This window comes from Desulfotomaculum copahuensis, assembly GCF_001655685.1.
GTDB lineage: Bacteria > Bacillota > Desulfotomaculia > Desulfotomaculales > Desulfovirgulaceae > Desulfotomaculum_G > Desulfotomaculum_G copahuensis.
The window spans coordinates 1-23,829 of record NZ_LYVF01000040.1 but is presented as its reverse complement, the minus strand read 5'-3'; the positions used below and the strand labels follow the sequence as shown (position 1 = coordinate 23,829).

General features: G+C 56.4%; 18 protein-coding genes and 1 riboswitch. Of the genes, 6 read left to right on the top strand and 12 right to left on the bottom strand.

What is annotated here, in order from left to right; genetic code table 11:
• Window positions 1-3: 3 nt before the first annotated feature.
• The 5 genes from pdxS to A6M21_RS02820 all read right to left on the bottom strand — a co-directional run bounded on the left by pdxS (window position 4) and on the right by A6M21_RS02820 (window position 6,000).
• Window positions 4-888, bottom strand: coding sequence for a pyridoxal 5'-phosphate synthase lyase subunit PdxS (gene pdxS / locus A6M21_RS02840; RefSeq protein WP_066666392.1), 885 nt, complete (start codon window positions 886-888; stop codon window positions 4-6).
• 150 nt (window positions 889-1,038) lie between these two features.
• Window positions 1,039-1,497 (bottom strand): DUF441 domain-containing protein, encoded by a 459-nt coding sequence (locus A6M21_RS02835; RefSeq protein ID WP_066666451.1) that lies wholly within the window; start codon window positions 1,495-1,497, stop codon window positions 1,039-1,041.
• Window positions 1,498-1,829: 332 nt separating this feature from the next.
• Window positions 1,830-3,116 carry an FAD-dependent oxidoreductase gene (locus A6M21_RS02830; protein ID WP_066666391.1) on the bottom strand — a complete coding sequence of 429 codons (1,287 nt, stop codon included), beginning with the start codon at window positions 3,114-3,116 and terminating at the stop codon, window positions 1,830-1,832.
• A gap of 225 nt (window positions 3,117-3,341) precedes the next feature.
• Window positions 3,342-4,751 carry a hypothetical protein gene (locus A6M21_RS02825; protein WP_066666390.1) on the bottom strand — a complete coding sequence of 470 codons (1,410 nt, stop codon included), beginning with the start codon at window positions 4,749-4,751 and terminating at the stop codon, window positions 3,342-3,344.
• 424 nt (window positions 4,752-5,175) lie between these two features.
• The gene (locus A6M21_RS02820) at window positions 5,176-6,000 is read right to left on the bottom strand and encodes a pyrroline-5-carboxylate reductase family protein (protein ID WP_066666389.1); all 825 of its coding nucleotides are present in this window, start codon (window positions 5,998-6,000) and stop codon (window positions 5,176-5,178) included.
• Between the two features lie 40 nt (window positions 6,001-6,040).
• On the opposite strand from A6M21_RS02820, the gene A6M21_RS02815 reads away from it, so the two are divergent.
• Window positions 6,041-6,829, top strand: a complete 789-nt coding sequence (locus tag A6M21_RS02815) for a DUF1256 domain-containing protein (protein WP_066666388.1) — start codon at window positions 6,041-6,043, stop codon at window positions 6,827-6,829.
• Window positions 6,830-7,021: 192 nt separating this feature from the next.
• On the opposite strand, the gene A6M21_RS02810 is transcribed toward A6M21_RS02815, so the two are convergent.
• From A6M21_RS02810 to A6M21_RS02780, 6 genes are all read right to left on the bottom strand, one after another.
• Complete coding sequence (locus A6M21_RS02810; protein WP_066666387.1) at window positions 7,022-7,630, bottom strand: hypothetical protein; 609 nt, start codon at window positions 7,628-7,630, stop codon at window positions 7,022-7,024.
• Window positions 7,631-7,788: 158 nt separating this feature from the next.
• Window positions 7,789-8,637: an ABC transporter ATP-binding protein gene (locus A6M21_RS02805; RefSeq protein WP_242868741.1), complete on the bottom strand. Its 849-nt coding sequence runs from the start codon at window positions 8,635-8,637 to the stop codon at window positions 7,789-7,791.
• Window positions 8,625-9,452, bottom strand: coding sequence for an ABC transporter permease (locus tag A6M21_RS02800; RefSeq protein ID WP_078060344.1), 828 nt, complete (start codon window positions 9,450-9,452; stop codon window positions 8,625-8,627). Before A6M21_RS02800 ends, A6M21_RS02805 begins: the two co-directional genes overlap by 13 nt.
• A 255-nt stretch (window positions 9,453-9,707) precedes the next feature.
• Window positions 9,708-10,778, bottom strand: a complete 1,071-nt coding sequence (locus A6M21_RS02790; RefSeq protein WP_201721820.1) for an ABC transporter substrate-binding protein — start codon at window positions 10,776-10,778, stop codon at window positions 9,708-9,710.
• A 474-nt stretch (window positions 10,779-11,252) separates the two neighbouring features.
• Complete coding sequence (gene kamA, locus A6M21_RS02785; protein ID WP_066666385.1) at window positions 11,253-12,521, bottom strand: lysine 2,3-aminomutase; 1,269 nt, start codon at window positions 12,519-12,521, stop codon at window positions 11,253-11,255.
• A 197-nt stretch (window positions 12,522-12,718) separates the two neighbouring features.
• Window positions 12,719-14,188, bottom strand: coding sequence for a sigma-54 interaction domain-containing protein (locus tag A6M21_RS02780; protein WP_066666384.1), 1,470 nt, complete (start codon window positions 14,186-14,188; stop codon window positions 12,719-12,721).
• 364 nt (window positions 14,189-14,552) lie between these two features.
• Between A6M21_RS02780 and kdpF the strand changes: the two genes are divergently transcribed.
• Genes kdpF through kdpC form a run of 4 tightly spaced genes read left to right on the top strand, consistent with a single transcriptional unit; the run spans window position 14,553 to window position 19,041 of the window.
• Window positions 14,553-14,642: a K(+)-transporting ATPase subunit F gene (gene kdpF, locus A6M21_RS18250; protein ID WP_151191775.1), complete on the top strand. Its 90-nt coding sequence runs from the start codon at window positions 14,553-14,555 to the stop codon at window positions 14,640-14,642.
• A 22-nt stretch (window positions 14,643-14,664) separates the two neighbouring features.
• Window positions 14,665-16,386 (top strand): potassium-transporting ATPase subunit KdpA, encoded by a 1,722-nt coding sequence (kdpA, locus tag A6M21_RS02770; protein ID WP_066666382.1) that lies wholly within the window; start codon window positions 14,665-14,667, stop codon window positions 16,384-16,386.
• A 14-nt stretch (window positions 16,387-16,400) separates the two neighbouring features.
• A complete protein-coding gene (gene kdpB, locus A6M21_RS02765) occupies window positions 16,401-18,443 on the top strand; it encodes a potassium-transporting ATPase subunit KdpB (protein WP_066666381.1) in 2,043 nt (680 codons plus the stop codon).
• A gap of 22 nt (window positions 18,444-18,465) precedes the next feature.
• The gene (gene kdpC / locus A6M21_RS02760) at window positions 18,466-19,041 is read left to right on the top strand and encodes a potassium-transporting ATPase subunit KdpC (RefSeq protein WP_066666380.1); all 576 of its coding nucleotides are present in this window, start codon (window positions 18,466-18,468) and stop codon (window positions 19,039-19,041) included.
• 11 nt (window positions 19,042-19,052) lie between these two features.
• Here the strand turns inward: kdpC and A6M21_RS02755 are convergent, their stop codons facing one another.
• A complete protein-coding gene (locus A6M21_RS02755) occupies window positions 19,053-21,308 on the bottom strand; it encodes a histidine kinase (RefSeq protein WP_161485982.1) in 2,256 nt (751 codons plus the stop codon).
• 272 nt (window positions 21,309-21,580) lie between these two features.
• Window positions 21,581-21,706: riboswitch (cyclic di-AMP (ydaO/yuaA leader) on the top strand.
• 78 nt (window positions 21,707-21,784) lie between these two features.
• Here A6M21_RS02755 and A6M21_RS02750 point away from each other — a divergent pair.
• Window positions 21,785-23,626: an APC family permease gene (locus tag A6M21_RS02750; RefSeq protein ID WP_066666378.1), complete on the top strand. Its 1,842-nt coding sequence runs from the start codon at window positions 21,785-21,787 to the stop codon at window positions 23,624-23,626.
• The last annotated feature ends 203 nt before the right edge of the window (window positions 23,627-23,829 follow it).

The following is a 23,829-nucleotide window of genomic DNA, read 5'->3' as shown; positions in this document are numbered from 1 at the left end:
TTCCTACCAACCCCGGTCCTGCATGCGCTGCTCCGGGGCGATGGTGGATATCTCCAGACCGGGCATTGCTTCACCCAGGTCCTTGGACACTTCGGCCAGCACCGCCGGATCGTTGTAGTGGGTGGTGGCGGCCACAATCGCTTTGGCCCGGGCAGCCGGATTCTTGGACTTGAAGATGCCCGAGCCGACAAAGATGCCGTCGCAGCCCAGCTGCATCATCATGGCCGCATCGGCCGGGGTGGCAATACCGCCGGCGGCGAAGTTGACCACGGGCAGGCGGCCCAGTTCGGCCACTTCCTGCACCAGGTTGTACGGGGCGCCCATTTCCTTGGCCGCAGCCATCAGTTCCTCTTTGGGCAAATTCTGCAACCGCCGGATTTCCCCCATCACCATGCGCATGTGACGCACCGCTTCCACCACATTGCCCGTACCCGGTTCACCCTTGGTGCGGATCATGGCCGCCCCCTCGCCGATGCGCCGCAGGGCTTCACCCAGGTTGCGCGCGCCGCAGACGAAAGGCACCTTGAACTGTTGCTTGTCGATGTGATGATTTTCGTCAGCCGGGGTAAGCACTTCGCTTTCGTCGATATAATCCACGCCCAGGTGTTCTAAAATCTGCGCCTCCACAAAGTGGCCGATGCGCACCTTGGCCATCACCGGAATGGTTACAGCCTCCATGATACGATGGATCACCGTCGGATCAGCCATGCGGGCCACGCCGCCGGCCGCCCGGATATCAGCCGGCACCCTCTCCAGCGCCATCACCGCGCAGGCGCCGGCTTCCTCGGCGATTTTGGCCTGCTCCGGGGTGGTCACATCCATGATCACGCCGCCTTTGAGCATCTCGGCCAGCCCTTTTTTAACCGTCCAGGTCCCTTTTTCCGCCATCTATATTTCCCCCCATCGGCAGTACCTAAATTGATTACCACAATATTTTACCTGACTTTCGTTACAAAAACAAGCGGTGAAAGCCATCCGCCCCGGCACGCGGACGGGAAGCCGGCCCTTTTCAGCCGCGGGCCGGCCCGCCCCGCCCGGTCAAGCCCGGGAGATCACTTTCACCGCCAGCGCCAGCAGTCCGGAGGTAATCAACGGCCCCACGGGCACCCCGCCCATAAAAGCGGCGGCAATCACAGCGCCCAGGATTAAAGCCGGCATCACATCGCTGTGACCCTGCACCGTCAGGTACTGCAACCCCTGGCCGCTCAGATAAGTGGTGAACAGGGAAAAAACAAAGGCGAACACGCCCAGCCAGGAAGTGAAGACGCGCCAAAGATCCTGGTGGGAGATCTTGCCGTTGGCCAGGGGGATGAGAATAGCGGCGATGAGCAGCACCAGTCCCCAGAACACCCCGCCCTTTTCAATCACCGGAAATACATAACGGTCCACCTGCAGAAGCTTGATCATGAGCAACAACCCGGCGGCCACAGCCACCGAGTTGGCCCGCCCCAGTACGGCCACCACCAGTATGGCCAGGATGATTAATGTGGGCTCCATTTTTCCTTCCCCCCGGTTTTGCGGCGATTCCTTCCCGCTTTGCCCGGCCCGTTTATCTTGCCTCAGCGCTTCCGGTTCACCGCCGCCCGCGGGCGCCGGCTGTTTCTCCGTCACCATTCCCACCCCCGGTTCCGCCGCCGTGGACACCGGGAAGTTTTACCCCCAAGTGTCCACTGGAATCACATTCCCCGGTCAAGCCCGGGCAAAAGCACCTTCCCGGCCGTGCGTCACCACCCGGACACAACCTGGATCCGGCGGCCGGCTCATTTTTCACCTGACAATATAGTATTCATAAACCTGTTTTTCTTGATGGATTCTAAAAAACCGTTACCCTAAACCACTTTCTGCTCGTATACCCCTTCCAGGCCGGCCGCGGCCACACGCTGACGGATCGCCCGCTGATCGGTGGTGTACAGGTTGTACTCCACCATACGGGCGAAATAATTGGCGCCGGAGAAGGTGTATTTGCGCCGGATGCCTTCCTCGGTCTGCATCTGTTCATTGCTATGGGCGATAATGTCTCCGATGGCCAGACTGTCCGGCAGTTGCAACAATTCCCGGCCGGCCGCGTAGCGCACGGCGTTGTGTCCGGCCAGGCTGCCGGTGACAATCGCTTCGGTGTGCCCGACCAGCAATCCCGCCTTTTCCCCGCCGCAGAAAAGGTTCGCCACTTTGTTCACCTGCAGGGCGTTGTCACGCCGGGAAACGGCCATAAAACGCATGGAATTCCCGATTCCGCCGGCATAGGGATCCTCGTAGCGGGCGTTTTCAAAGCCGGGAACCTTGCGCAGTTTTTCCAGCGGATAGAAGGGGGACATCAGCTTGGCGTGGCCGGTGTCCAGCAGCACAATATTGTTGTTGAATGCCGGCAGGGCATATTGCTGGCAGGCCTTGGTGGCCAGGGCGGCTTCACCTTTTTGCAGTTCCGGCGGCACGGGAATGACCGCCACCCCGTCCCGGTTCAGCTGTTCCACGATATCCGGCGCCAGGGAATCCTTGTTGATTTTGCAGGAGCCGCTCATGGCGCCGATTGAGCCGTCGGCCTTCTTGCCCTGGAACTCATCCGCCCCCGCTTTGGCCGCAATGCTTACCCGCGGTCCGAAAGAGGGGCAGCGGAACATGCACATGGCGCAGCCGTTGCCGTATTTGCTGCAGTTCCCCTGCGGACCGCAGGAGCCGGTAGTTTCCACGAAAACGTCGCCGTAAATCTTCTCTCCGTCTTCGGTAACCACGGCCAGGATTTTACCGCCGTCCATAATCACGTCCTTCACCCGGGTGAGCAGGCGGTATTTCACGCCGTAATGGTCCAGCACCCGGCGCACCATCGGCTCAATTTTGCACACATCGTATAATGTGGCATGCTTGTGCCCGGGAAATTCAATGTTTTTGTGCCGGGCGCAGGCGTCCGCCGCCTGGAAGAGATCGCCCCCACCAAGGGCGATCGCTTCCTCGGCCGCCGTATAACGGCCGTTATTGCGCATGATGCCGCCCACCAGTCCGGTGCCCAAAAACATATCGGTTCTTTCCAGCAGGGTCACTTCCTCCGCTCCGGCTTTGACAGCCGTCAGAGCGGCGCCACAACCGGCCCAACCCCCGCCAATAACAACTACTCCTGGCATTTGTTGTACCTCCTTGTATTTGGTTGATATTATTTCCCGGTCCGGCCTGTTTGGACTATACCGGAAAAAAATAAGGAGACCCCTGGCGAGGTCCCCGACTAACCTTCCTGATCTACACATGTTCTTATTGTTTGTAACGGCCCGAATCAGTCTAAATAAGAGTGTTCCACACCGGAAGGCAAACTTCCTTTCACCGGTGAACGGAAATTTTTGTTGGTTTACTGCTCAGGCCAAATAAACTGTGATTAGAATACCCGCTGCCAGGCCTAAAAGTGTAGGCCACATATTCCGCCGTGCCAGATCCTGCGGATCGACTCCGGCCACAGCCGCCGATACCGCTAAAAAGCCCCAGGGCACCAGAGTGGCCCCTGTCCAGATGGCTGCCATTTGACCTAATGAAGCCAGATAGGCAACGTTGGCATGAATTGGTGTGCCCAACGCCATGGCAATGCTGGCCGAAAGGGGAATAGCCGCATATCCGGAACCGTCAAAGGCGGCCAGGATGCCAGCTATGACAACCATAACGGCCACCACGAATTTATTGATTGGTACATGGGCGGCAATAAAATAACCCCAATCGAACATCAACCCCTGGGCATGTGGATTGCCGAGGATTTCTTTCAAGGAGTCGCCGCCGAGCCAGAAGAATCCGGCTATAATCACTACCGGGCCGAAAACTGTAACCGCAAATTTCCAGCCGCTCCGGACGTGTTCCATCACCTTTTTGAAAGCCTCATCCTTGTATTGAAACACGGCACTGACCATGGTGATGGCCAAAGTCGTACCGCCTATTAACGCCGTGGCGTCATCGCCAATAATATGCCGGTTGAACATAACAATTATATCGGCAAGAAAGGCCAGGGGGATTAGCCAGGCCATTACCCTGCCAATGGGTGAAACATTAAAATTAACGGAAGCAGCAGCAGCTTTCTCCAGTTCTTTCATTTCGATCAAAGTCCCGTCAAAAGAAACGCACTCCTCCGTTTGATTGTCTTTGATCGCCTTGCGGGCAATCAAAAAGGCAACCACCGTGGCAACAATGGACACCACCGCCCAAATCGGAATGCTGCTTCCCATAATGGTACCAACGGGAATGTGGGTTAACTTGGCGGTTACGGACGGCGTACCCTGAATGATGAAATCGCTGGAAAGGGCGATTCCTTTACCGAATATGGCCAGGGCCATACCGGCAATAAGCGGTGGCAGTCCGCCCACAATGGCGACAGGTAATAACAGTGCTCCCAACAGGGCGGCCGCCGGCGTCGGCCAAATAAACCAGGATACAATCAGCATGGCTATACCGATGATCCAGTAAGAAACATTTGGATTATGCAAAAATTTACGGATCGGAGAAACCATTAACCTGTCCGAGCCCATATCTTCCATTGTTTTGGTCATGGCCACTACCAGCGCAATGACAATGATTATATTCAGCAGATCGGTTGTAGAAGCCATAACGGCCTTAAAAGCAACTTCCACCCCGCCGACAACGCTATGCGTAAGCAGCATGCCGACAACCAACAAACCGAGAGAAGTGGGTAGCAGGGCATCACGCCGGGTAGCCAGGCAGGCCAGCGTCAAAATGACGAAAAACATAAATACGTAATCAGTAAGTGATAATGCAGTAACGTGCATAACAACCTCCTTTCCCTATAAAAAAGAACGGCCGCCAAAGAACTGCCCCCTATTCAGCCAAACAAATATTTCACCTCCCTCAAAATCCTAAAATGTCACCATGGCTTTTACGAATTAAATGAATCACCGAAACATAGAAACAATCCCTGTCAGTAAATGAAAACAAAAAACCCCCTAACAGGGGCCCCTACTAACCCTTGTAAAATCCATAAATTCTAATAAGTAAAAAAATTCGACATTCTTTAAAGAGTTCCTGCTTCTTTATAGAAGTCTATCCCACCAGGCGCAGGTAAACAATGTCAAGCCAGCTAAGATTTAAATGCCCGGAAATTTACGCAAGAAGATTTTACAGGATAGAAGGAAGATCCTTTTCAATCCAGAATTGTTAAGTAAACAAGCAAAACCGGATAGGGGAAAGCAACCCTTAAAACAAGTTTTGCATAGATTCAGTTACGTTGTTAATAATTTCTTTTTCTTTTTCCCTGGTTGCCTGAAATAAATCAGCTATAATTGGAGACAGGTCCCGTGCCAGGATTTGGACACCCGCAGCAGTACACCCTCCCGGAGTAGCCACCTGATTAATCATTTGCTCAAAAGACAACTGCTTTTCTTTTAAAAGCAAGGCGGTACCCAGCATTGTTTCTCCAGCCATATCAAGAGCCAGGCTTTTATCCAGACCATGTTCTATGGCGGTATTTGCCAGTGATGCTGTCATGTAAGCCATAAATGCCGGACCGCAACTGGTAATGTCACCGGCTATACGAAAATATCTTTCTGAAATTTCAAACGCCTTTCCCAAACGATTAAAGCAATCCAGCAGTTCCCTTTTTTCGGTCTCTATAACCCGTTTACCAAAAGCGACCAGCATAACGCCATGACCGGTGCTTTGAGTAATACTGGGGTAAATTCTCAAAACTTTCCCTTTTATTAAACTGTCCAAGTATTCTAAACCGGGAGCCAATAACGTAGAAATAATAAGCTTATTATCGGGGAAGCTTGTCCCGGTCTCCTGAAAAACAAAAGGTAAATCTAAGGGTTTAACGCAAATAAATATCCAATCAGCTTTTTCTAAAACACACTTGTTATTATCAGCCAGGTTGATCAAGGGATAAATACTTTTGATTTTTTGCATCTTTTCAATCGTCCGGTTGGAGATATAAATTTGATCCGGTTGACAAATTTTTTGTTCTATAAAACCCTCAATTAACATCCGGCCCAGGCTTCCCGTACCAATTATTCCGATATTCATTTATTTACCCCCAATCAACTTGATTTTAGGAGGGTGCAAGATGATTCCCCGCTATTCAAAATCAGTCGTTTTAAACATGCTAGTGCCGGGATTGGGTCATTTTTATATGGGTCATTACGCTACAGGGCTTATGCTTGCTGCTATCTATATTTCTTTAATAATATTTACTGCGGAATTAAACTTAACTTTACATCACCGGTATCTTCTCATTTTTCCGGGAATATTCTGGCTAATTTGCTTTTATGATTCGTATGCACAAAACAATAAAAATTCATTTCACGCTGTATTGCATGTCTATTACCAGGACAAACTGGCTCCCATTAAATTAAGCAATTATGTAAAAAGATTTATTCCTGTGAAACGGGATTTAAAAATTTACTGCATCGGTACAAAAAATCTTCCCGGCGATAATTTTGGACCTTTAGTCGGAACAATGTTGGAGCGGAAAGGACATAAAAATATTTATGGAACAATAGCGGAGCCGGTTGATGCGCTTAAATTGCCGTATGTTTTGGGAAATTGCGCTATTGACGACTATATTATTATTATAGATATCAACATTGAAAGAAGCGCTAAATTTGATAGCATGATTAGTATAATTCCCGAAGGAATCCACCCCGGCGCTGCCTTTGGTAAGACCTTGCCGCGGGTGGGCAATCTATCCATCTTATTCACCATTGCCCAACCAAACATCTTCTATAAATATCCTCGTACATTCATCAGCCAGGTTTGCAGCCAAAAAATTTACGACGCGGCCGGAATAGTCGCCCAGGCTTTGGACCGGGTCATAGCTGGAAAAGGCGAATCCCAAATTGACGCCGGCGCATAGTAGAGTACTGCGGTTCCCTCCAGGTGAGCAATCGTGGTCTCTTCCGGACAGTGGAATCCGATAGGCCTGGCTACTCACCATTGATGAGTAACTATATTATTCGTCATTCTTTTTTGAATTCCTTCTTCAAATAAGAAAATATTTTTTTTAAAAATAAAAATTCCGGCATATTGTCTGCCGGAATTAAAATCCTTAAGCACCTGCCGTGGTTATGCCTCCGGGGGGGGTTGCCGCCAGCTTCCGCCGGTATTTGACCATGGCCACTTCCAGGGCCGTATTGATGATTTCCGCCGCCGAAAAGGCACTCACCGTACGCGGCACGGTGATGATTTCCCCACTGACGCCCTTGCGGTCAACGGCCGCGATCATCTCTTCCGGCACCACAAACTTGTCCACCGGCATGTCCTTCATCTCGTCGAAGGTGCCGATGATGAAGCGGTGTTCCATCACCCCGGAACGCACAATATCACTTAAAAAATAGTTGGCGCACCGGCGGTGCTGGGCAACCACCCCGAGGGTGACGCTGGCCGGCACCAGACGCAGGTTACGCACCCCGGCCGGCAGCAGGGTCAACTCGGCGCCAATCACCCGCCGTCCCCGGGTCTGAAATTTTTCTTTCAGTTCATAATAATGTTCGCCAAAGGCGTAGCAAATCAATAAGGGGGCGGTTACCCGGTCCACCTGTTCAAAGTGGCAGACGCCGGTCACGGCAATGCCTTTTAAAATGCCCCCCACCCGCCGCTGCAAAAGGTCCATGGAATCCTTTATTTCGCTGACCACTACCGCCTGGATCAGATCCATCCGCCGTCCCCCCTACTTGAGCCGCTGATCAAAAAGTTCCACACCGGCGGTTGAATTTCCTTTCGCCGGCGGCCGGAAATTTTTACTGCCCGCGGGTGGAACAATCCACCGGACAGGACCGCAAACCCCGGTGGCGGCAGCTGTTTATTTCACCTTCGTCAGGTGCAGATACCCTCGTCCGCCTTGGCCTTGTTCACCTCTTCGCGCAGGGAGGACCAGATTTCGGAGAACTGCTTGTGAAAACCCGGGTTGGTGCGCAGGGTGGCGATATTCCGCGGCCGGGGCAGATCCACGTTGAATACCGCCTTCACCCGCCCCGGGTGCGCCGTCATGAGCATAATCCGGTCGCCCAGCACCAGTGCTTCGTCAATGCTGTGGGTGATAAAGACCACTGTTTTACGGTTGCTCTCCCAAATTTTTAGCAATTCTTCCTGGAGCAGGATTTTATTCTGTTCGTCCAAAGCGGCAAAGGGCTCGTCCATGCACAGTATCTCCGGGTCGTTGGCAAAGGCCCGGGCCACACTGACCCGCTGCTTCATCCCGCCGGACAACTGGTGGGGATAGGCGTCGGCAAATTTCGACAGGCCGACCAGTTTCAGATAGCGCTCCACCACCTCGTCACGGATGCGCGAGTCGACGCGCCGCATTTTCAACCCGTAGGCGATGTTGTTGCGCACGGTCATCCAGGGGAAAATGGACTGCTCCTGGAAAACCATGGAGTTGAGCGGCTTCGCGGAGTCCCGGTGCGCCACTTCCAGTTTGCCCGAGGTGGCTGTTTCCAGGCCGGCCAGAATGCGCAGCAGGGTCGTTTTGCCGCAGCCGCTGGGGCCGACGATGCACAGGAACTCCCCTTCCCGGATGGTCATGGTCACCTCTTCAATGGCCACCACCCAACGTTTTCTGGTTTTAAAGCGTTTGCCCAGCCCTTCAATGATCACTTTGGCCGGCGCCCGGGAAGCCTCCACCACGCGCAGCATGTTCTTTTCGCCCGCCGCTACTGCTTCCATGGCACAATCCACCTTTCAATTTCATTCAAGATGACATTGAATATATAGCCCAGCAGGGAGATCATGATAAAGGCGACAAACATTTTGTTCAGATCGAAGATGTCATAGGACTCCCAGATCAGGTAGCCGATGCCCTGGTTGGCGCCGTTCATTTCGGCGGCCACAATCAGCAGCAGGGCCATACCCATACCCAGGTTCAAGCCGGTGAAAATCAAAGGCAATGCGCCGGGCAGGGCCACCGTCAGGTAGTAGTCCTTGCGGCTGGCTCCGAAGTTTCTGGCCACATCCAGGTAAATTTTATCCAGGTTGATCACGCCGGCCACTGTATTGATCAGCACCAGGAAAAAGGTGCCGGTGGCGATGGTGACAATCTTCTGCATGTCCCCCAGGCCCAGGATGAGCATGAACAGCGGCATCAGGGCCAGTTTGGGGATTGGATAGGTGGCCGCCACCAGCGGTTCCAAAAGCAGCCGTACCGGCTTGAATAAACCCATGCTCAAACCGATGATCAGCCCCGGAATGGTACCCAGCACGAACCCGCCCAGGATGCGGTACAGGCTGACGCTTAAATCGGCCCATAATTCACCGCTGATGATCATGTGGTACATGGTGACCAGGATGGCGCTCGGCGGCGGGAAAAAGCGCATATCCAGGACGTTGGTGCGGGAGAGCACTTCCCAGATGACCAGGAAGATTACCGGTGAGATAAAGGATAAAAACCTCTGGCGCACCGAATCCTCCATTTCGGTCCAGGATTTTTTTTCCGGGTTGTCTGCAACCTGGACGGACGGCAGCATTTCGCTTTCATTATTCATGCCGTTTGCCGGGTCAAGCCGGTATGAAAACCGGATTCACCCTCCTCCTTTCCCATGCGGTTTTGTTGATACGACAAACCTTCGTGAAGTAAACCTCCGGGCTTGTCCCCGGGGAGGTTATGCGCATCCGGAGCTGAAACGTCCGGTCTGTCAACCGGCCGAAGCCGGGTGCGGCCCCCGCCGGCCGGTTGACTGCCCGTGGATATGCCCGGCCGGGCATATCCGGTGATCAATCAAAATAGCGGTATTGACGTCTTACGCGGGCTTCTTGTATTTACCCAGCTTTTGCACCGCATAATTGGCAAAAGAGGGATCCACCAGTTGATCGACATCGGCCGCCTTTTTCACCAGGCCCTGCTGCATGTACCAGTTCTGATCGTGGACCACGCCCGCTTTCGGAATCACGCCGTCCGGATCCAGTCCCGGCGGGTGCATGGTTACCATCACTTTCGGATCATGCAGGAAGGTTTTCTGGCACAGGATGTTCACAATCTTATCCCGGTCCTTGCTGCCGTAGACCAGGGCATCGTCGTACGCCCGCACGCCCTGCAGGTAGGCCACCATGAAGCGGTCGGCCAGATCCTTTTTGGCCGCAAATTGCGGGCTGTACATGACCACCGAGATTTCCTCCCCGGCGGCATAGTCGGAAGCGTCTTTCCACCAGCTTAAAATGCCCTGTTGCACGCCCTTGGTGATCAGTGGGTCGATCTGCATGCATCCGTCGGCGGAGTTGTTTGCCACCGCGGTGAGCATGTCGGGGAAGGAGTCCACCACCACCAACTGGACATCCTTGTCCGTCAAACCGCCTTTGGCCAGCGCCATATCCAGCAGCAGCTGATTGATTGAACCCTTGGAGGCAATGGCGATGCGCAGCCCTTTCAGATCCTTGTAGTCTTTGATTTTCGGCGCCAGCTCCTTTTTCAGCGCCAGTTCGAAGTAGCCCCGGCCGGGAATGTTGGTGCCGCCGTCGGCCACCAGCTTGATGCCGATGCCTTTGGCCGACGCGTTGAACAGGTTGGCCGCAATGATGCCCCGGGAAACGTCCACCTGGCCGGAAGCCAGGGAGGTCAATTCGTCGGCTCCGGAATTGAAATGTACGAAGTTGATTTTAATTCCCTGTTGTTTGAAAAAGCCCAGCTGATCGCCCAGAATGACACCCGCTTCACCCACCGAGTCGTCAAAGGCCACATTCACCGTTTGCAGCTGGCCGGCGGCCTGTCCACCCGCTTGACCGGACTGATTACCCTTTCCCTGTCCACACCCGGCCAGAGCCAGCACCAGGATCAGCAACGCTGCCACCGTCATGGCGATTGTCTTCTTTTTCACTCCTTTACCTCCTTCACAATGTATGCTTCGTGTCCGGTGCTTGGAACCATGAAGAAACATTTTCGAGCCCGTACGCCGTTTTGGATTAATATCCCACCTCCCCGCCCGTCACTGACCAAGGAAAGTATTCCAATAATTTACAGCCGAATTAAAATAAAAAGACCCGCCCTACAGGGGGTCCCCGACTAACCCATGTGATTATAGATGGTAAAAATATTCAGTTGCAGAATCTTTGAAAGATTCTTGAATGTATTACTTCGACATCAATTATATTTTTCCTGCGGATGACAATAATTTTTCTTTGCCCTGCCGGCACAATCAGGCGGTTTGAATGGTTCCGCCCCCATCCCGGCAAAAAATAAACGCCTTTTAGCGGAAACATTTCCGTTAAAAAGCGTCGTCGCTTACGATACAACTCTGGGTCAATCAAGGCCGGCACCGGAATGCACCGCCGGAAGCGGTAATTGGATCTGCTCAACCCGTGCTGCGGCAGCCGTTCAACCGGCGCCGCGCCCGGGGCAGGTCCCGGGGTTCCAGGCTGGCGCCCGGCGTCTGAAAAAGCCCGGCCACTCCCGCCGGCTCCGTTCCAGTTTCCCGGCAGAGACCGCATTGATGACAGTGGCTGATTTTATCCTCCGGCTCGGTATAGGTGCAGATCACCCCTTCGTAGTTGCGCAGGACCACCTGCCGGTCGGACATGGAAATCAGATACTGGGGCATGACTGGAATCTTGCCGCCGCCGCCGGGAGCGTCGATGACATAGGTGGGCACGGCGAAACCGGAGGTGTGCCCGCGCAGGTGCTCCATGATTTCCAGTCCCTTACCCACGGAGGTACGGAAATGTTCAATGCCCCGGGACAAATCGCACTGGTAGATGTAATAGGGCCGCACACGCATGGCCACCAGTTGCCGCACCAGCTTTTTCATGATCTGCGGACAGTCGTTCACCCCTTTGAGCAGCACCGACTGGTTGCCCAGGGGAATGCCCGCGTCGGCCAGCATGGCGCAGGCGCGCCGGGACAACGGGGTGATTTCCCCGGGATGATTGAAGTGCGTATTGATCCACAGGGGGTGGTATTTTTTCAACATGGCGCACAGTTCCGGGGTGATGCGCTGGGGCAGCACCACCGGCGTGCGGGTGCCGATGCGGATGATTTCCACGTGCGGAATTTCCCGCAGGCTTTTCAAAATGTACTCCAGGCGCATTTCGGACATGGTCAGCGGGTCGCCGCCGGAAAGGAGCACATCCCGCACCGCCGGCGTACGCCGGATGTACTCCAGACCCTGCTCAACCTGCTCCAGAGGCATGGGCTGGTCCGTCTGCCCGGCCAGGCGCCGGCGGGTGCAATGGCGGCAGTACATGGCGCATTGATCGGTGATCAAAAAGAGCACCCGGTCGGGATAACGGTGGGTCAGTCCCTTTACCGGCGCATCCGTGTCCTCGCTCAATGGATCGGCCAGATCGCTTGCCGCCCGGTGCAATTCCAAAGTGGTGGGCACGGCCTGACGGCGCACCGGACAGGCTGGATCATCCGGGTCCATCAACGTAGCATAATAGGGTGTGACGGCCATGCGCAGGCTCTGCAGGCACCGGCCGATTCCTTCCTGTTCTTCCGGCGTTAGATTAATTACTTCTTTCAATTCTTCCACTGTGGTCAGACGGTGGCTGATCTGCCAGTGCCAGTCCTGCCACTCTGTTTCGCCGACACCGGCCCAACGGGGAATTTCTTTATAATCACGCATGAATGACGCCTCCTCGCAGCAAACCGTGATGCTGGCATCTTTAACCTGCAAAGAGTCGCAAGGATCATGCCATTAATAAACCCGGCCGGAACCGGGTTTGACCGGGCAGGTGCCCGTTTTTGGGCGCTGAAAATAAGGCGGCGCCGGTTTTTGGCGTTTCCTCCCGAACCGGAAAACCAGGCCCGGCGCGGCGATGTTCACTTCAGACCGTAGCTTTTCAGTTTGTACTGCAGTGTCTGCCGGGGAATTCCCAGTTGGCGCGCCGCTCCGGCCACATTGCCGCTCGCTCCGGCCATCGCCGCCACGATTAAGCGCTTCTCCAGCCTTGCCACCGCTTCGGGCATGGAAAGAACGCTTTCCTCACCGCCGGTCGCTTCCGGCCGGAGAAACCCGCCCGCCGTGCCGGAACCGGGGACTCCGCCGGGCGGGACAACCCGGCCGCAGGTTATTTCCGGCGGCAGGTGTTCCGGCCGGATCTCGCCGGTCTCCAGTAAATTGAGTATGCCCTCGATCAGATGTTTGAGCTGCCGCACATTGCCCGGCCAGTCGTAGCACTCCAGGCGGGCCATAGCTTCCGGGGCAATGCCGGCCGCCGGTATATTCAGCTTGTCACTGAACTGCTTGATAAAATAACGGGCCAAAAGGGGAATATCCTCCCGCCGCTCCCGCAGGGGGGGGACTGTCAGGGAAATCACATTCAGGCGGTAGAACAAGTCCGGCCGGATCTGTCCGGCGGCCAGCGCCCGGGCCGGCAATATGTTGCTGGCTACAATGATGCGTACATCCACCGGGCGGTTTTTGCCGTCCCCCACCCGGCGCACATAACCGTCCTCCAGGGCGCGCAGCAGTTTGGCCTGCAGCTCCAGGTCGGCCGAATTGATTTCATCCAGGAACAAGGTGCCCCCGCTGGCCAGTTCGAACAGGCCGGGACGGTTTTCCGCCCCGGTGAAACTCCCCTTGACCGTACCGAAAAGAATGCCCTCCAGCAGGGTGGCCGGCAGGGCGGCGCAGTTCTGAGTGATAAACGGTCCGTGGCGGCGCGGGCCGGCGTTATGTATGGCATGCACCAGCAGTTCCTTGCCGGTACCCGTCTCGCCGTAAATAAAAACGGGCGCACCGCTCCTGGCCGCGCGCAGGCCAAATTGTTTCAGCTGTCTGACGGCACCGCTTTCACCGATAATTTGCTCGAAATCATATTTGGCGGCGCCGGGTTCAACCGCTTTTTCCGCCGCCCGTCCCTGGCGGTAAAGCTCCACCTGCAGATCCAGCAGTTTGTCGGCCATCTCCTGCACCTGGGTGACGTCGTAGGAGATCTCGGCCGCCCCGGCCGGCTTTCCGTCCACAAGCACCGGAATGGTGGAATTCAAGGTGACAATTTTCTTGCCCCGGAAGTTGTAAAATACCTGCCGGCGGTTGTATACCGGCCGGCCGGTGCGCAATACTTCCAAAATGGTGCTGCTTTCAGCCGTCAGGGAGGGAAAGACAGCCAAAACATGCCGGCCGATCACTTCCTCCGGATGCAGGCCGTCCAGCCCGGCAGCCTTTTGATTATAGAAAATGCTGATCCCCCGGGTATCCACAATATGAATGCCGATATCCACCGCATTGATGACCTTGCTGATGATCTCGAGGATCTCCACCGGTTTTTCGCTCTGGTTGGCGGTCATGGCTCTCCCCCTGCACTATGCAAGCTATCACCGGCCGCATAATTGATTTTGTTTGTCACTTTATTGTAAACTGGAAGCGGCCTGTATAAGATGTACCCGGTAATACCGGATACCGGCGGTATCGACGGAAGACGGCAAATAATTGGCCGGCGAAGTCTGCTTCTGTGGTATAATATTCCTGTGTGTACACCGGCTGCCCGGCCAACCGAACGATTTCACGTCTACACTATACATTATAACACGGCCGGGGCCGGACATGACGGCTGCCGCGGCCGTGTTTTTCCCCTTTCCCGCACCGGCACGGGCCTGTTTTGCTTATTTTTTGCTTGCGGAAGAATATTTGACGTTCAGGAGGTTGGATGAAATGAATTGGCAGTTTGGCGCCGGACTTCTGCTCGGCCTGGCTTTAATGGCTTATCTCTTCTACGCCCTGATTAAACCGGAAAAGTTTTAAGCTTTAAGGAGCGGGGAAACCGATGCGGTCATTCTTGGAGGTTCTTTTGCTTGCGGCCCTGATTATAATCATCTCTCCCATGCTGGGCGGTTACATTTACCTGGTTCACCGGGGGGAAAAGGTATTCCTGACCCCCGTCCTGGGTTGGCTGGAAAGATTGATTTACCGCCTGGGCGGCATCTCCCCGCAAAAGGAAATGCGTTGGGGAACGTACGCCGGGGCGGTGCTTGTTTTCAACCTGACCGGGCTGGTGGTTTTCTATCTGGTGGAACGCCTGCAGGGTGTGCTGCCGCTAAACCCGCAGCACCTGCCGGCCATGCACCCCCTGCTGGCCCTGAACACGGCTGTGAGTTTTGTCACCAATACCAACTGGCAGGCCTACAGCCCGGAGCAGACCATGAGCTACCTCACTGAAATGCTTGCGCCTACGGTACAAAACTTTCTTTCCGCCGCCAGCGGCCTGGCTGTAGCGATCGCCCTGATCCGCGGCCTGACCAGGCGGGAAGCCGGTACGGTGGGCAATTTTTGGGTGGATCTGGTGCGTTCGGTGGTTTATATCCTGCTGCCCTTTTCCCTGGCGCTGGCCGTGCTGCTGGTTTCCCAGGGGGTAATTCAGAACTTCTCCCCCTACCTGACCGTTCATACGCTGGAAGGCGTCCGTCAGACCCTGGCCATGGGACCGGCAGCCTCCCAGGAAGCCATCAAGGAGTTCGGCACCAACGGCGGGGGAATTTTTAACGCCAATTCCGCCCACCCGTTCGAAAACCCCACCCCTTTGACTAATTTTATTGAAATGCTGGCCATGCTGGCCATTCCAGCCGCGCTCGTTCACACCTTCGGGCGCATGGCCCGCAATACCCGCCAGGGATGGGCCGTCTTTTTCGCCATGCTCATTCTTTTTCTGGCCGGCGCCGCCGGAGCGATTACCGCCGAACAGGCGGGCAATCCCTTGTTCACCCGCCTGGGCGTCAATCAGACCGCCTCCGGCCTGCAGGCGGGAGGCAATATGGAAGGCAAGGAGGTGCGCTTCGGCCCCGCCGGCTCCGCCCTTTTTGCCGAAACCACCTCCGCCGCCGCCTGCGGCGCGGTGGACAGCATGCATGACAGTTTCACACCGCTCGGCGGCATGGTCCCCCTGTTGAATATCGCCCTGGGCGAAGTGATTTTCGGCGGCGTGGGGGCGGGGCTTTACGGCATGCTCACATTCGTACTGCTGGCTGTCTTCATTGCCGGCCTGATGGTCGGCCGGACACCGGAATACCTGGGTAAAAAGGTTGAAAGCAGGGAAATTAAAATGGCCATGCTGGCGGTTCTGGTCATGCCGGTGCTCATCCTGACCCTGACCGCCCTGGCGGTTGTTTGCGGTCCCGGCCTGGCCGGCATCGCCAATAAGGGACCCCACGGACTGAGTGAAATCATGTACGCTTATGCTTCCGCCGCCGGCAACAACGGCAGTGCCTTCGAAGGTTTAAATGCGGCAGCGCCGTTTTATTTGATCACCACCGCCCTGGCCATGCTTTTGGGCCGCTTCCTGCCCATCATCGCCGTGCTGGCCATCGCCGGCTCGATGGTGGAAAAGGTGCCCGTTCCACCCGGACCGGGCACTTTCCCCACCGACGGCCCGCTTTTTGTGGGGCTGCTGGTGGGCGTAATCCTGATCGTCGGCGCACTGACCTTTTTCCCGGCGCTTGTGCTGGGACCGGTTGCCGAGCACCTGCTCATGACCGGCGGCAAATTATTTTAACTGGAGGGGGAACAATGGCCCGTAAAGAAACGGTTTCTTTCCAGGACCCCGCGCTGGCCCGCCGGGCGCTGGCGGACGCCTTTCGCAAGCTTAATCCCCGCTGGATGTGGCACAGTCCGGTCATGTTCGTGGTGGAAGTGGTGGCCGCCCTGACCACGCTCATTTTTCTGCAGCATCTATTCAGCGGAAGTTTTGGCGCTCTGTCTTTTGACGGACAAATTGCCCTCTGGCTCTGGTTTACCGTTCTCTTCGCCAACTTTTCCGAAGCCATGGCCGAGGGACGTGGCCGGGCGCAGGCCGCCGCCCTGCGCCAAACCAGAACGGAAACCACGGCCAAACTCCTGCCGGACGGACAGACGGTTCCGGTAACTGTGCCGGCGACCCAACTGCGCAAGGGGGATGTAGTGCTGGTGGAAGCCGGCGACGTGATTCCCGGCGACGGCGAAGTGGTGGAAGGCATCGCTTCCGTGGACGAGTCGTCCATCACCGGCGAATCCGCACCGGTGATCCGTGAGTCGGGCGGCGACCGCAGTGCGGTTACCGGCGGCACCCGGGTACTTTCCGACTCGATCAAGGTGCGTATCACCGCCGACCCGGGCAATACTTTTCTGGATCATATGATTCGTCTGGTGGAAGGAGCTTCCCGTCAAAAAACGCCCAATGAACTGGCCCTGTTTATCCTGCTGGCCGGTTTGACCATTATCTTCCTGCTGGTGGTGATGACGCTGGAACCGCTGGGCCTGTACAGCGGCACCACGGTTTCCCCGGTCACTATGGCCGCCCTGCTGGTCTGCCTGATCCCCACCACCATCGGCGGCCTGCTGCCGGCCATCGGCATTGCCGGCATGAACCGGCTGGTGCAGCACAATGTGCTGGCCAAATCCGGCCGGGCGGTGGAGGCGGCCGGTGATGTGGATGTGCTGCTGCTGGACAAAACCGGCACCATCACCATGGGCAACCGTGTGGCCACAGCATTCATTCCCGTTGGCGGCGCTTCCGAGGAAGAACTGGCCGGCCGGGCGCAGCTGGCTTCGCTGAGCGATGAAACACCGGAAGGACGTTCGGTGGTTGTCCTGGCCAAAAAATACGGCTTCCGGGAACGGGACTTCGGCAGTGAGGAAGTCAGGTTCATTCCTTTTTCCGCCAACACGCGCATGAGCGGCATCGATCTGGGAGAGCGGCAAATCCGCAAGGGCGCCGCCGGGGCAATCATCCGCATGGTGCAGGAACAAGGGGGGGAAGTCCCGGCGGAGCTGGTGCAAAAAGTGCGGGAAATCGCTGACGCCGGCGGCACGCCGCTGGTGGTGGCGGAGAATAAATCGGTGTACGGTGTGATTTACCTGAAAGATGTGGTCAAGGGCGGCATAACGGAACGGTTTGCCCGCATGCGGGCGATGGGCATCAAAACGGTGATGATCACCGGGGACAACCCGTTGACCGCCCGGGCCATCGCCAGGGAAGCCGGGGTGGATGACTTCCTGGCCGAAGCCACGCCGGAAGCCAAAATGGAACGGATTAAAAATGAGCAGTCCGAGGGCAAAATGGTGGCCATGACCGGTGACGGCACCAATGACGCGCCGGCCCTGGCCCAGGCCGATGTGGGCGTGGCCATGAACAGCGGCACTGCGGCCGCAAAGGAAGCCGGCAATATGGTGGACCTGGACTCCAACCCGACCAAACTGATTGAAATTGTGGAAGTGGGCAAACAGCTGCTCATGACCCGGGGTTCGCTGACTACCTTCAGCATCGCCAACGATGTGGCCAAATATTTCGCCATTCTGCCGGCCATGTTCACAATCAGCTTCCCCCAACTGCAGGCGCTGAACATCATGGGCCTGTCCACACCGCAAAGTGCCATCTTATCCGCTGTTATTTTCAACGCCCTGATCATCATCGCCCTGATTCCCCTGGCCTTGAAGGGAGTCGGCTACCGGCCGGCCGGGGCGGCCGGCATTCTGCGCCGCAACCTGTTCCTTTACGGCCTGGGCGGACTGCTGGTCCCCTTTATCGGCATCAAGCTGCTGGACCGGCTGGTGGTCTGGCTGCACCTGGTATGAGATAGCAATGGAGGAGCCTTGAATGACGCGCACAATCATGCAATCGCTGCGTTTGATACTGGTGCTGACCCTGCTTGCCGGCCTGCTTTACCCGCTGGCGGTCACCGGCCTGGCCAGCGCCTTTTTCCCCGCCCGGGCCGCCGGCAGCCTGGTTGTCCAAAACGGACGGGTGGCCGGCTCCCGGCTGATCGGCCAGGAATTCAATTCGCCCCGCTACTTTCACGGCCGGCCCTCCGCCGCGGGCGGGGGATACGACGCCGCCGCCTCCGGAGGCGCCAATGCCGGTCCCACCAGCAACGCCCTGCTCAACAGCGTGCGTGCCAATCTGTCCCGGGTGGAAAAACAAAACCCGGGCGTCACGCCGGGAACGGTGCCGGTGGATCTGGTCACCGTTTCGGCCAGCGGCCTGGACCCGGACATCAGCCCGGCCGCCGCCCTGCTGCAGGTTCCCCGGGTGGCGGCCGCCCGGGGCCTTCCGGAAGACAAAGTCAAGGCGCTGGTCATGGCGTGCATCAAAGGACGGCAGTTGGGCCTGCTGGGCGAACCAAGGGTAAATGTCCTCGAGCTGAATCTGGCCCTGGACCGGCTGCCCGGTTAGCGGCATGTTTTTTACAAGCGCACCGGACGGGGTACCTCTCCGCGGGGCGGGGCAATCAAGTGGAGATCCAGGTCGCGGGCTTCCCGGAGCAAACTGTCGATAATACTCCCCCGGAGCAGTTTCTGCCAGCCGTTCCGCTCCGAATGGCCCAGGAAAAGCTGACGGCTGTCCAGTTCCCGGGCCAGCATGAGCAAAGCGACGGCCACATCCCGGTCCCGGCCCACCTGTCTTTCCAAAAAGGATACGCCCATGGTCTGACAAAGTGTTTTTATATAAGTGTAAACACGTTCTTCAGCCGGGGAACGCATCTGCCCGGTGTTGAAATAGGCCACAAAAAGGTTGCTTTTCAAGCCGTACGCCAGACGGAAACCACGCCGGATCAGACGTTCGGCCGCCGGGCGCAAATTTACGGCCACCAGAATATTGCCGTCGTAACTTACCGTATGCTTGTTTTTTTCAACCTGCCTGTCCAGGTGACCGGCCACCCGGCGCAGGGCCAGTTCGCGCAGGGCGGTCAGGTTGGCGGGCTGAAAAAAGTTGGCCATTGCCTGTTCGGCTTTTCCCGGCGGGTAAACCTTACCTTCCTCCAGGCGCAAGAGCAGCGCACTGGGCGCGAGATCCACCAGCACCACCTCGCGGGCCAGATCCAGCACCCAATCGGGGACGGTTTCCCGCACCTTGACACCGGTCGCCTCTTCCACCACATCGTTCAAGCTTTCCAGGTGCTGTACGTTCAAAGTGGTATACACATCAATGCCGGCGCGCATGATTTCCAGCACATCCTGATAGCGCTTGGCGTTTTTAACCCCGGGAATATTGGTATGAGCCAGTTCGTCTATCAGCACCAGCTGCGGCCGGCGTTTCAGCACCGCATCCAGATCCAGTTCATCGAAATTCCGCCCCCGGTAGACCACTTCCCGGCGCGGCAGCACTTCCAGGGCGCCGATTTGGGCGCAGGTTTCATCCCGGCCGTGTGTTTCTATATAACCGGCAACCACATCCAACCCCTTTTCCAGCAATTCGTTGCCGTCAACCAGCATCCGGTAGGTTTTGCCCACCCCGGCCGCCATGCCCAGATAAACTTTCAATCGTCCGGGCAAATTACGCGCACAAACCGGCAAGGCTTCCGTGCCGCCGGGTTTATGCGCCGGTTTTTCCCCCGCCGGTTTACCGGAAAAAGCCCGCCGGTTGGCCACCACCAGTACATCTATATGCCGGTTGCGATGCAGGATGGCGCTTAAAACCGAACCGCGCCAAAATTCCTCCCAGCGGCTGCGCGCCGAGTGGCCGACCACCAGACGGGTGATCTTCTTTTCCCGGATTATTTCAGCCAACTTGTCCGGTACTTCCTTCTCTTCATCCAGTTCCACTTCGATAAAGACACCGTTTACCGGTTTGGTCACCGCTTCGATATACTCGCGCGGCAATCTGGTCACTTCCTCCCCCCGGTGGTAAACCGGCGCGTGCAACTGCACGACCATCAGTGAACCCTGCAGGCCGTGGGCCAGATTGACTCCGGCACGCAGCAAACGCTCCAGGTTGAAGGGGGAATGCACGGAAACCAGAATATGCTCGCGCACCCCGGAAGGAGCGAGCAAACCCCTCCTGGCCCGGTACAGCTCAAGCCATTCATCCACCTGGTCGGCCATCTGGTGCAGGGCAATTTGCCGCAGGGCGGCGAAATTGGTGGAAGCCAGGTACTGACGCACAGCCCGGCCCAGGTTGTGCCGCCTTTCAAACGGGGCGGGCGCCTCTCTTTCTGCCAATTCCTCTTCCGTAACGTCGATCAGTTCCAGTTCGTCGGCCCGGCGGACAAATGCATCCGGCACCACTTCCTCCACCCGTTTTCCTGTAATCTCCTTGATTAACGGCTGCATCCCTTCCAGCTGTTCCACATCCACCGTGGCCAAAACATCAATACCCTCATCCAGGATCCGTTCCACCTGCTGCCAGCGGTATAATTGCCCGTCCAACGCCGCCCGGTGGGCCAAATCGTCAATCAGTACCACCTGCGGCCGGCGTTTGATTACCGCCGCCACATCCAGTTCCGCTTCCCCGGACGCCGTGTCCGGCAGCGGCAGGCGTTCCAGACGGCATTCCGGCCGCGCCGTCTCCTCTTCGCCGCACTGCGCCACGCCCACCACCACATCGGTGCCGCTACGGGACATTTCCGTCCCCTCCTCCAGCAAGCGGGAAGTTTTGCCCGCCCCTCTGGCCACACCGAGCAATATTTTCAAACGTCCGGTTTTTTTAATCCCGTTGCGCATAAAAAGGCCTCCATGAAAATGGTCCGGCATAGTCCGCTGATCAAAATAATCCTGCCCCGGCCAGGCCGTATAAAATATCATCTGGCCGGACGCGGCAATAAATTCGCAAATTAAAGTCCCGCTTTAAAAAAAAGCATTCTGCCGTGCGCCAAGCGCTTAAATTTATTATTTGCCTTACGGGGGCTGAAATCAACCGCATTTATGCCCGGTTAATCTTTGACTGCAGACAGATAGGAACCTAGAATGGTGATGTGTCTTTACCAACATAATAACCCCAGGCAACGCCTAATTCGTGCAGAAGCGGGGGACCCAATTCCCGGGGCGAACCGGTTTTTACCGCAGGGCTACCCTTGGCCCGAGCCCGTCAGCTAACCCCGCCGGCGTCAAAGGGGAAGGCGGCAGCCTTCAGACCGGTTTTGCTTTGAACCGGTGGGCGGGCCGGGGGTCTTTTTATGTCCAAAAGAGGGGTAAATTAGATGTTCAGAACCTTGAAAAGAATACTTATCGGCGCACCCCTGCACAGCGAGTACCTGGTCAGGGAAAAACTTCCCAAATGGAAGGCGCTGGCCATCTTTTCTTCGGACGCTCTTTCCTCGGTGGCTTACGGCCCGGAACAAATCATTATCGTACTCATGGCCGCCGGCACATTCCTTTACGGATATGCGGGCCCGATTGCGCTGGCCATCCTGGCCCTGCTGGCGGTCGTCGCCATTTCCTACGCCCAGGTGGCCCGGGCCAACCCGGGCGGCGGCGGTTCCTATTCGGTGGCCAGAAATAATCTGGGCGAAACGGTGGCCCTGCTGGCCGCCGCCTCCCTGTTCATTGATTATACCCTGACTGTGGCGGTAAGTATATCGTCCGGTACTGACGCCATTGTATCCGCTTTTCCCCTGCTCATTCCCTACCACATCGCGATTGATCTGGGTGTGCTTTTCGGCGTGCTGATGCTGATCAACCTGCGCGGTGTGCGCGAATCGTCAACGGTTTTTGTTTTTCCCACATACAGCTTTATAATCGGCATCATCATCATGATCGGCATCGGACTGTACCTGGTTTTCACCGGTCGCCAGCCGGCAATCCCCGCCGCTTCCTTGCAATTCGCCTGGAGCGGGCCGGCCCTGTTCGTCATTTTACGCGCCTTTGCCAGCGGCTGCAGTTCCATGACCGGAGTGGAGGCTATTTCCAATGGCGTGCCCATGTTCAAACCGCCGGAAGTGAGCAATGCCCGTAAGACAACTTTTATTATGGCCCTGGTGCTGGGCGTGATGTTTGGCGGCATCGCCTTTTTAATCCTGCACTATCATTTTTTGCCCCAACCAAATCAAACCATGCTCTCGCAGTTGGCCGGCTCCGTCCTGGGTCACAGTTGGGGCTATTATTACATTCAAATCACCACCATGCTGATCCTCTATCTTGCCGCCAACACCTCTTATAACGGTCTGCCGCCCCTGCTGTCCCTGCTGGCCCGGGACGGCTACATGCCGCGTTACCTGGCTGCCCGGGGCGACCGGTTGGTGTTTTCCAGCGGCATTGTGCTGCTTTCAGTGGTGTCGGCGGTCTTTATCATAGCCTTTCAGGGCAGCACCGATCATCTGATCGCATTGTACGCCCTGGGTGTATTCATTTCCTTCACCATCGCCCAAACCGGCATGGTCATCCACTGGCGGCGTGAAAAAGGCACCGGTTGGCATTTCCGCGCCTTGATCAACACCATCGGCGCCGTAACCACCGCTGTTGTCGTGGTGATCATCGCCATCACCAAATTCATCTACGGCGCCTGGCTGGTGGCCATCCTGATTCCCCTGCTCATCGCCACATTTAAAACGATTCACCAGCATTACCTGAACATGCGGGAGCAGTTGCGGCTGCCACGGGAAAGCTACGGCGGCGGCAGTTGGAAGCAGGCCCCGGGGCGCAATCTTGTCCTGGTGCCCATTGCCGGCGTAAACCGGGTGGTGGAAAATACACTGACCTATGCCAAGATGATTTCCCCTCACGTCACCGCCCTGTATGTCGGCGCCGAAGAAGCCGGCATCCAGGAAATACGCGAGAAGTGGCAGCGCTGGAAAACGGATATCGAGCTGATTGTACGCTATTCGCCGTACCGGACCATTTTGGAACCGGTAGTTGATTATGTTGATCAAATGCGCCGGGAACGCCAACCGGGCGACTTCATCACCGTCCTGATTCCGGAATTCGAAACCCGCAAATGGTGGCACCGCCTGCTGCACAACCAAACCGGCTGGTTTTTGCGCACTTACTTCATCTTCCACCAGGATGTGGTGGTCAGTGTGGTGCCATTCCGGCTCCAGAAATAACACCATAAAGATACCTGGAAAATGCCCCGCCCGGGTGCAATGCCACATGCTCTCAAGCGGGGTATTGTCACTGGTAAGGAGCTGTCCCCGTCTGGTTGTTTCGAGGCGCCAGCCCATATCGTCCGGCATAGTTTCCGGATACAGTGAAATATAAAGAGCCCCCGGATGCAATCCGGGGGCTCTAAAAAATATTGCAGCGGCGA

Bases quoted from the DNA above. Each gene is read 5' to 3' on its own strand.
- pdxS (WP_066666392.1), bottom strand. From the start codon at position 888: ATGGCGGAAAAAGGGACCTGGACGGTTAAAAAAGGGCTGGCCGAGATG.
- A6M21_RS02835 (WP_066666451.1), bottom strand. From the start codon at position 1,497: ATGGAGCCCACATTAATCATCCTGGCCATACTGGTGGTGGCCGTACTG.
- A6M21_RS02830 (WP_066666391.1), bottom strand. From the start codon at position 3,116: ATGCCAGGAGTAGTTGTTATTGGCGGGGGTTGGGCCGGTTGTGGCGCC.
- A6M21_RS02825 (WP_066666390.1), bottom strand. From the start codon at position 4,751: ATGCACGTTACTGCATTATCACTTACTGATTACGTATTTATGTTTTTC.
- A6M21_RS02820 (WP_066666389.1), bottom strand. From the start codon at position 6,000: ATGAATATCGGAATAATTGGTACGGGAAGCCTGGGCCGGATGTTAATT.
- A6M21_RS02815 (WP_066666388.1), top strand. From the start codon at position 6,041: ATGATTCCCCGCTATTCAAAATCAGTCGTTTTAAACATGCTAGTGCCG.
- A6M21_RS02810 (WP_066666387.1), bottom strand. From the start codon at position 7,630: ATGGATCTGATCCAGGCGGTAGTGGTCAGCGAAATAAAGGATTCCATG.
- A6M21_RS02805 (WP_242868741.1), bottom strand. From the start codon at position 8,637: ATGGAAGCAGTAGCGGCGGGCGAAAAGAACATGCTGCGCGTGGTGGAG.
- A6M21_RS02800 (WP_078060344.1), bottom strand. From the start codon at position 9,452: ATGAATAATGAAAGCGAAATGCTGCCGTCCGTCCAGGTTGCAGACAAC.
- kamA (WP_066666385.1), bottom strand. From the start codon at position 12,521: ATGCGTGATTATAAAGAAATTCCCCGTTGGGCCGGTGTCGGCGAAACA.
- A6M21_RS02780 (WP_066666384.1), bottom strand. From the start codon at position 14,188: ATGACCGCCAACCAGAGCGAAAAACCGGTGGAGATCCTCGAGATCATC.
- kdpF (WP_151191775.1), top strand. From the start codon at position 14,553: ATGAATTGGCAGTTTGGCGCCGGACTTCTGCTCGGCCTGGCTTTAATG.
- kdpA (WP_066666382.1), top strand. From the start codon at position 14,665: ATGCGGTCATTCTTGGAGGTTCTTTTGCTTGCGGCCCTGATTATAATC.
- kdpB (WP_066666381.1), top strand. From the start codon at position 16,401: ATGGCCCGTAAAGAAACGGTTTCTTTCCAGGACCCCGCGCTGGCCCGC.
- kdpC (WP_066666380.1), top strand. From the start codon at position 18,466: ATGACGCGCACAATCATGCAATCGCTGCGTTTGATACTGGTGCTGACC.
- A6M21_RS02755 (WP_161485982.1), bottom strand. From the start codon at position 21,308: ATGCGCAACGGGATTAAAAAAACCGGACGTTTGAAAATATTGCTCGGT.
- A6M21_RS02750 (WP_066666378.1), top strand. From the start codon at position 21,785: ATGTTCAGAACCTTGAAAAGAATACTTATCGGCGCACCCCTGCACAGC.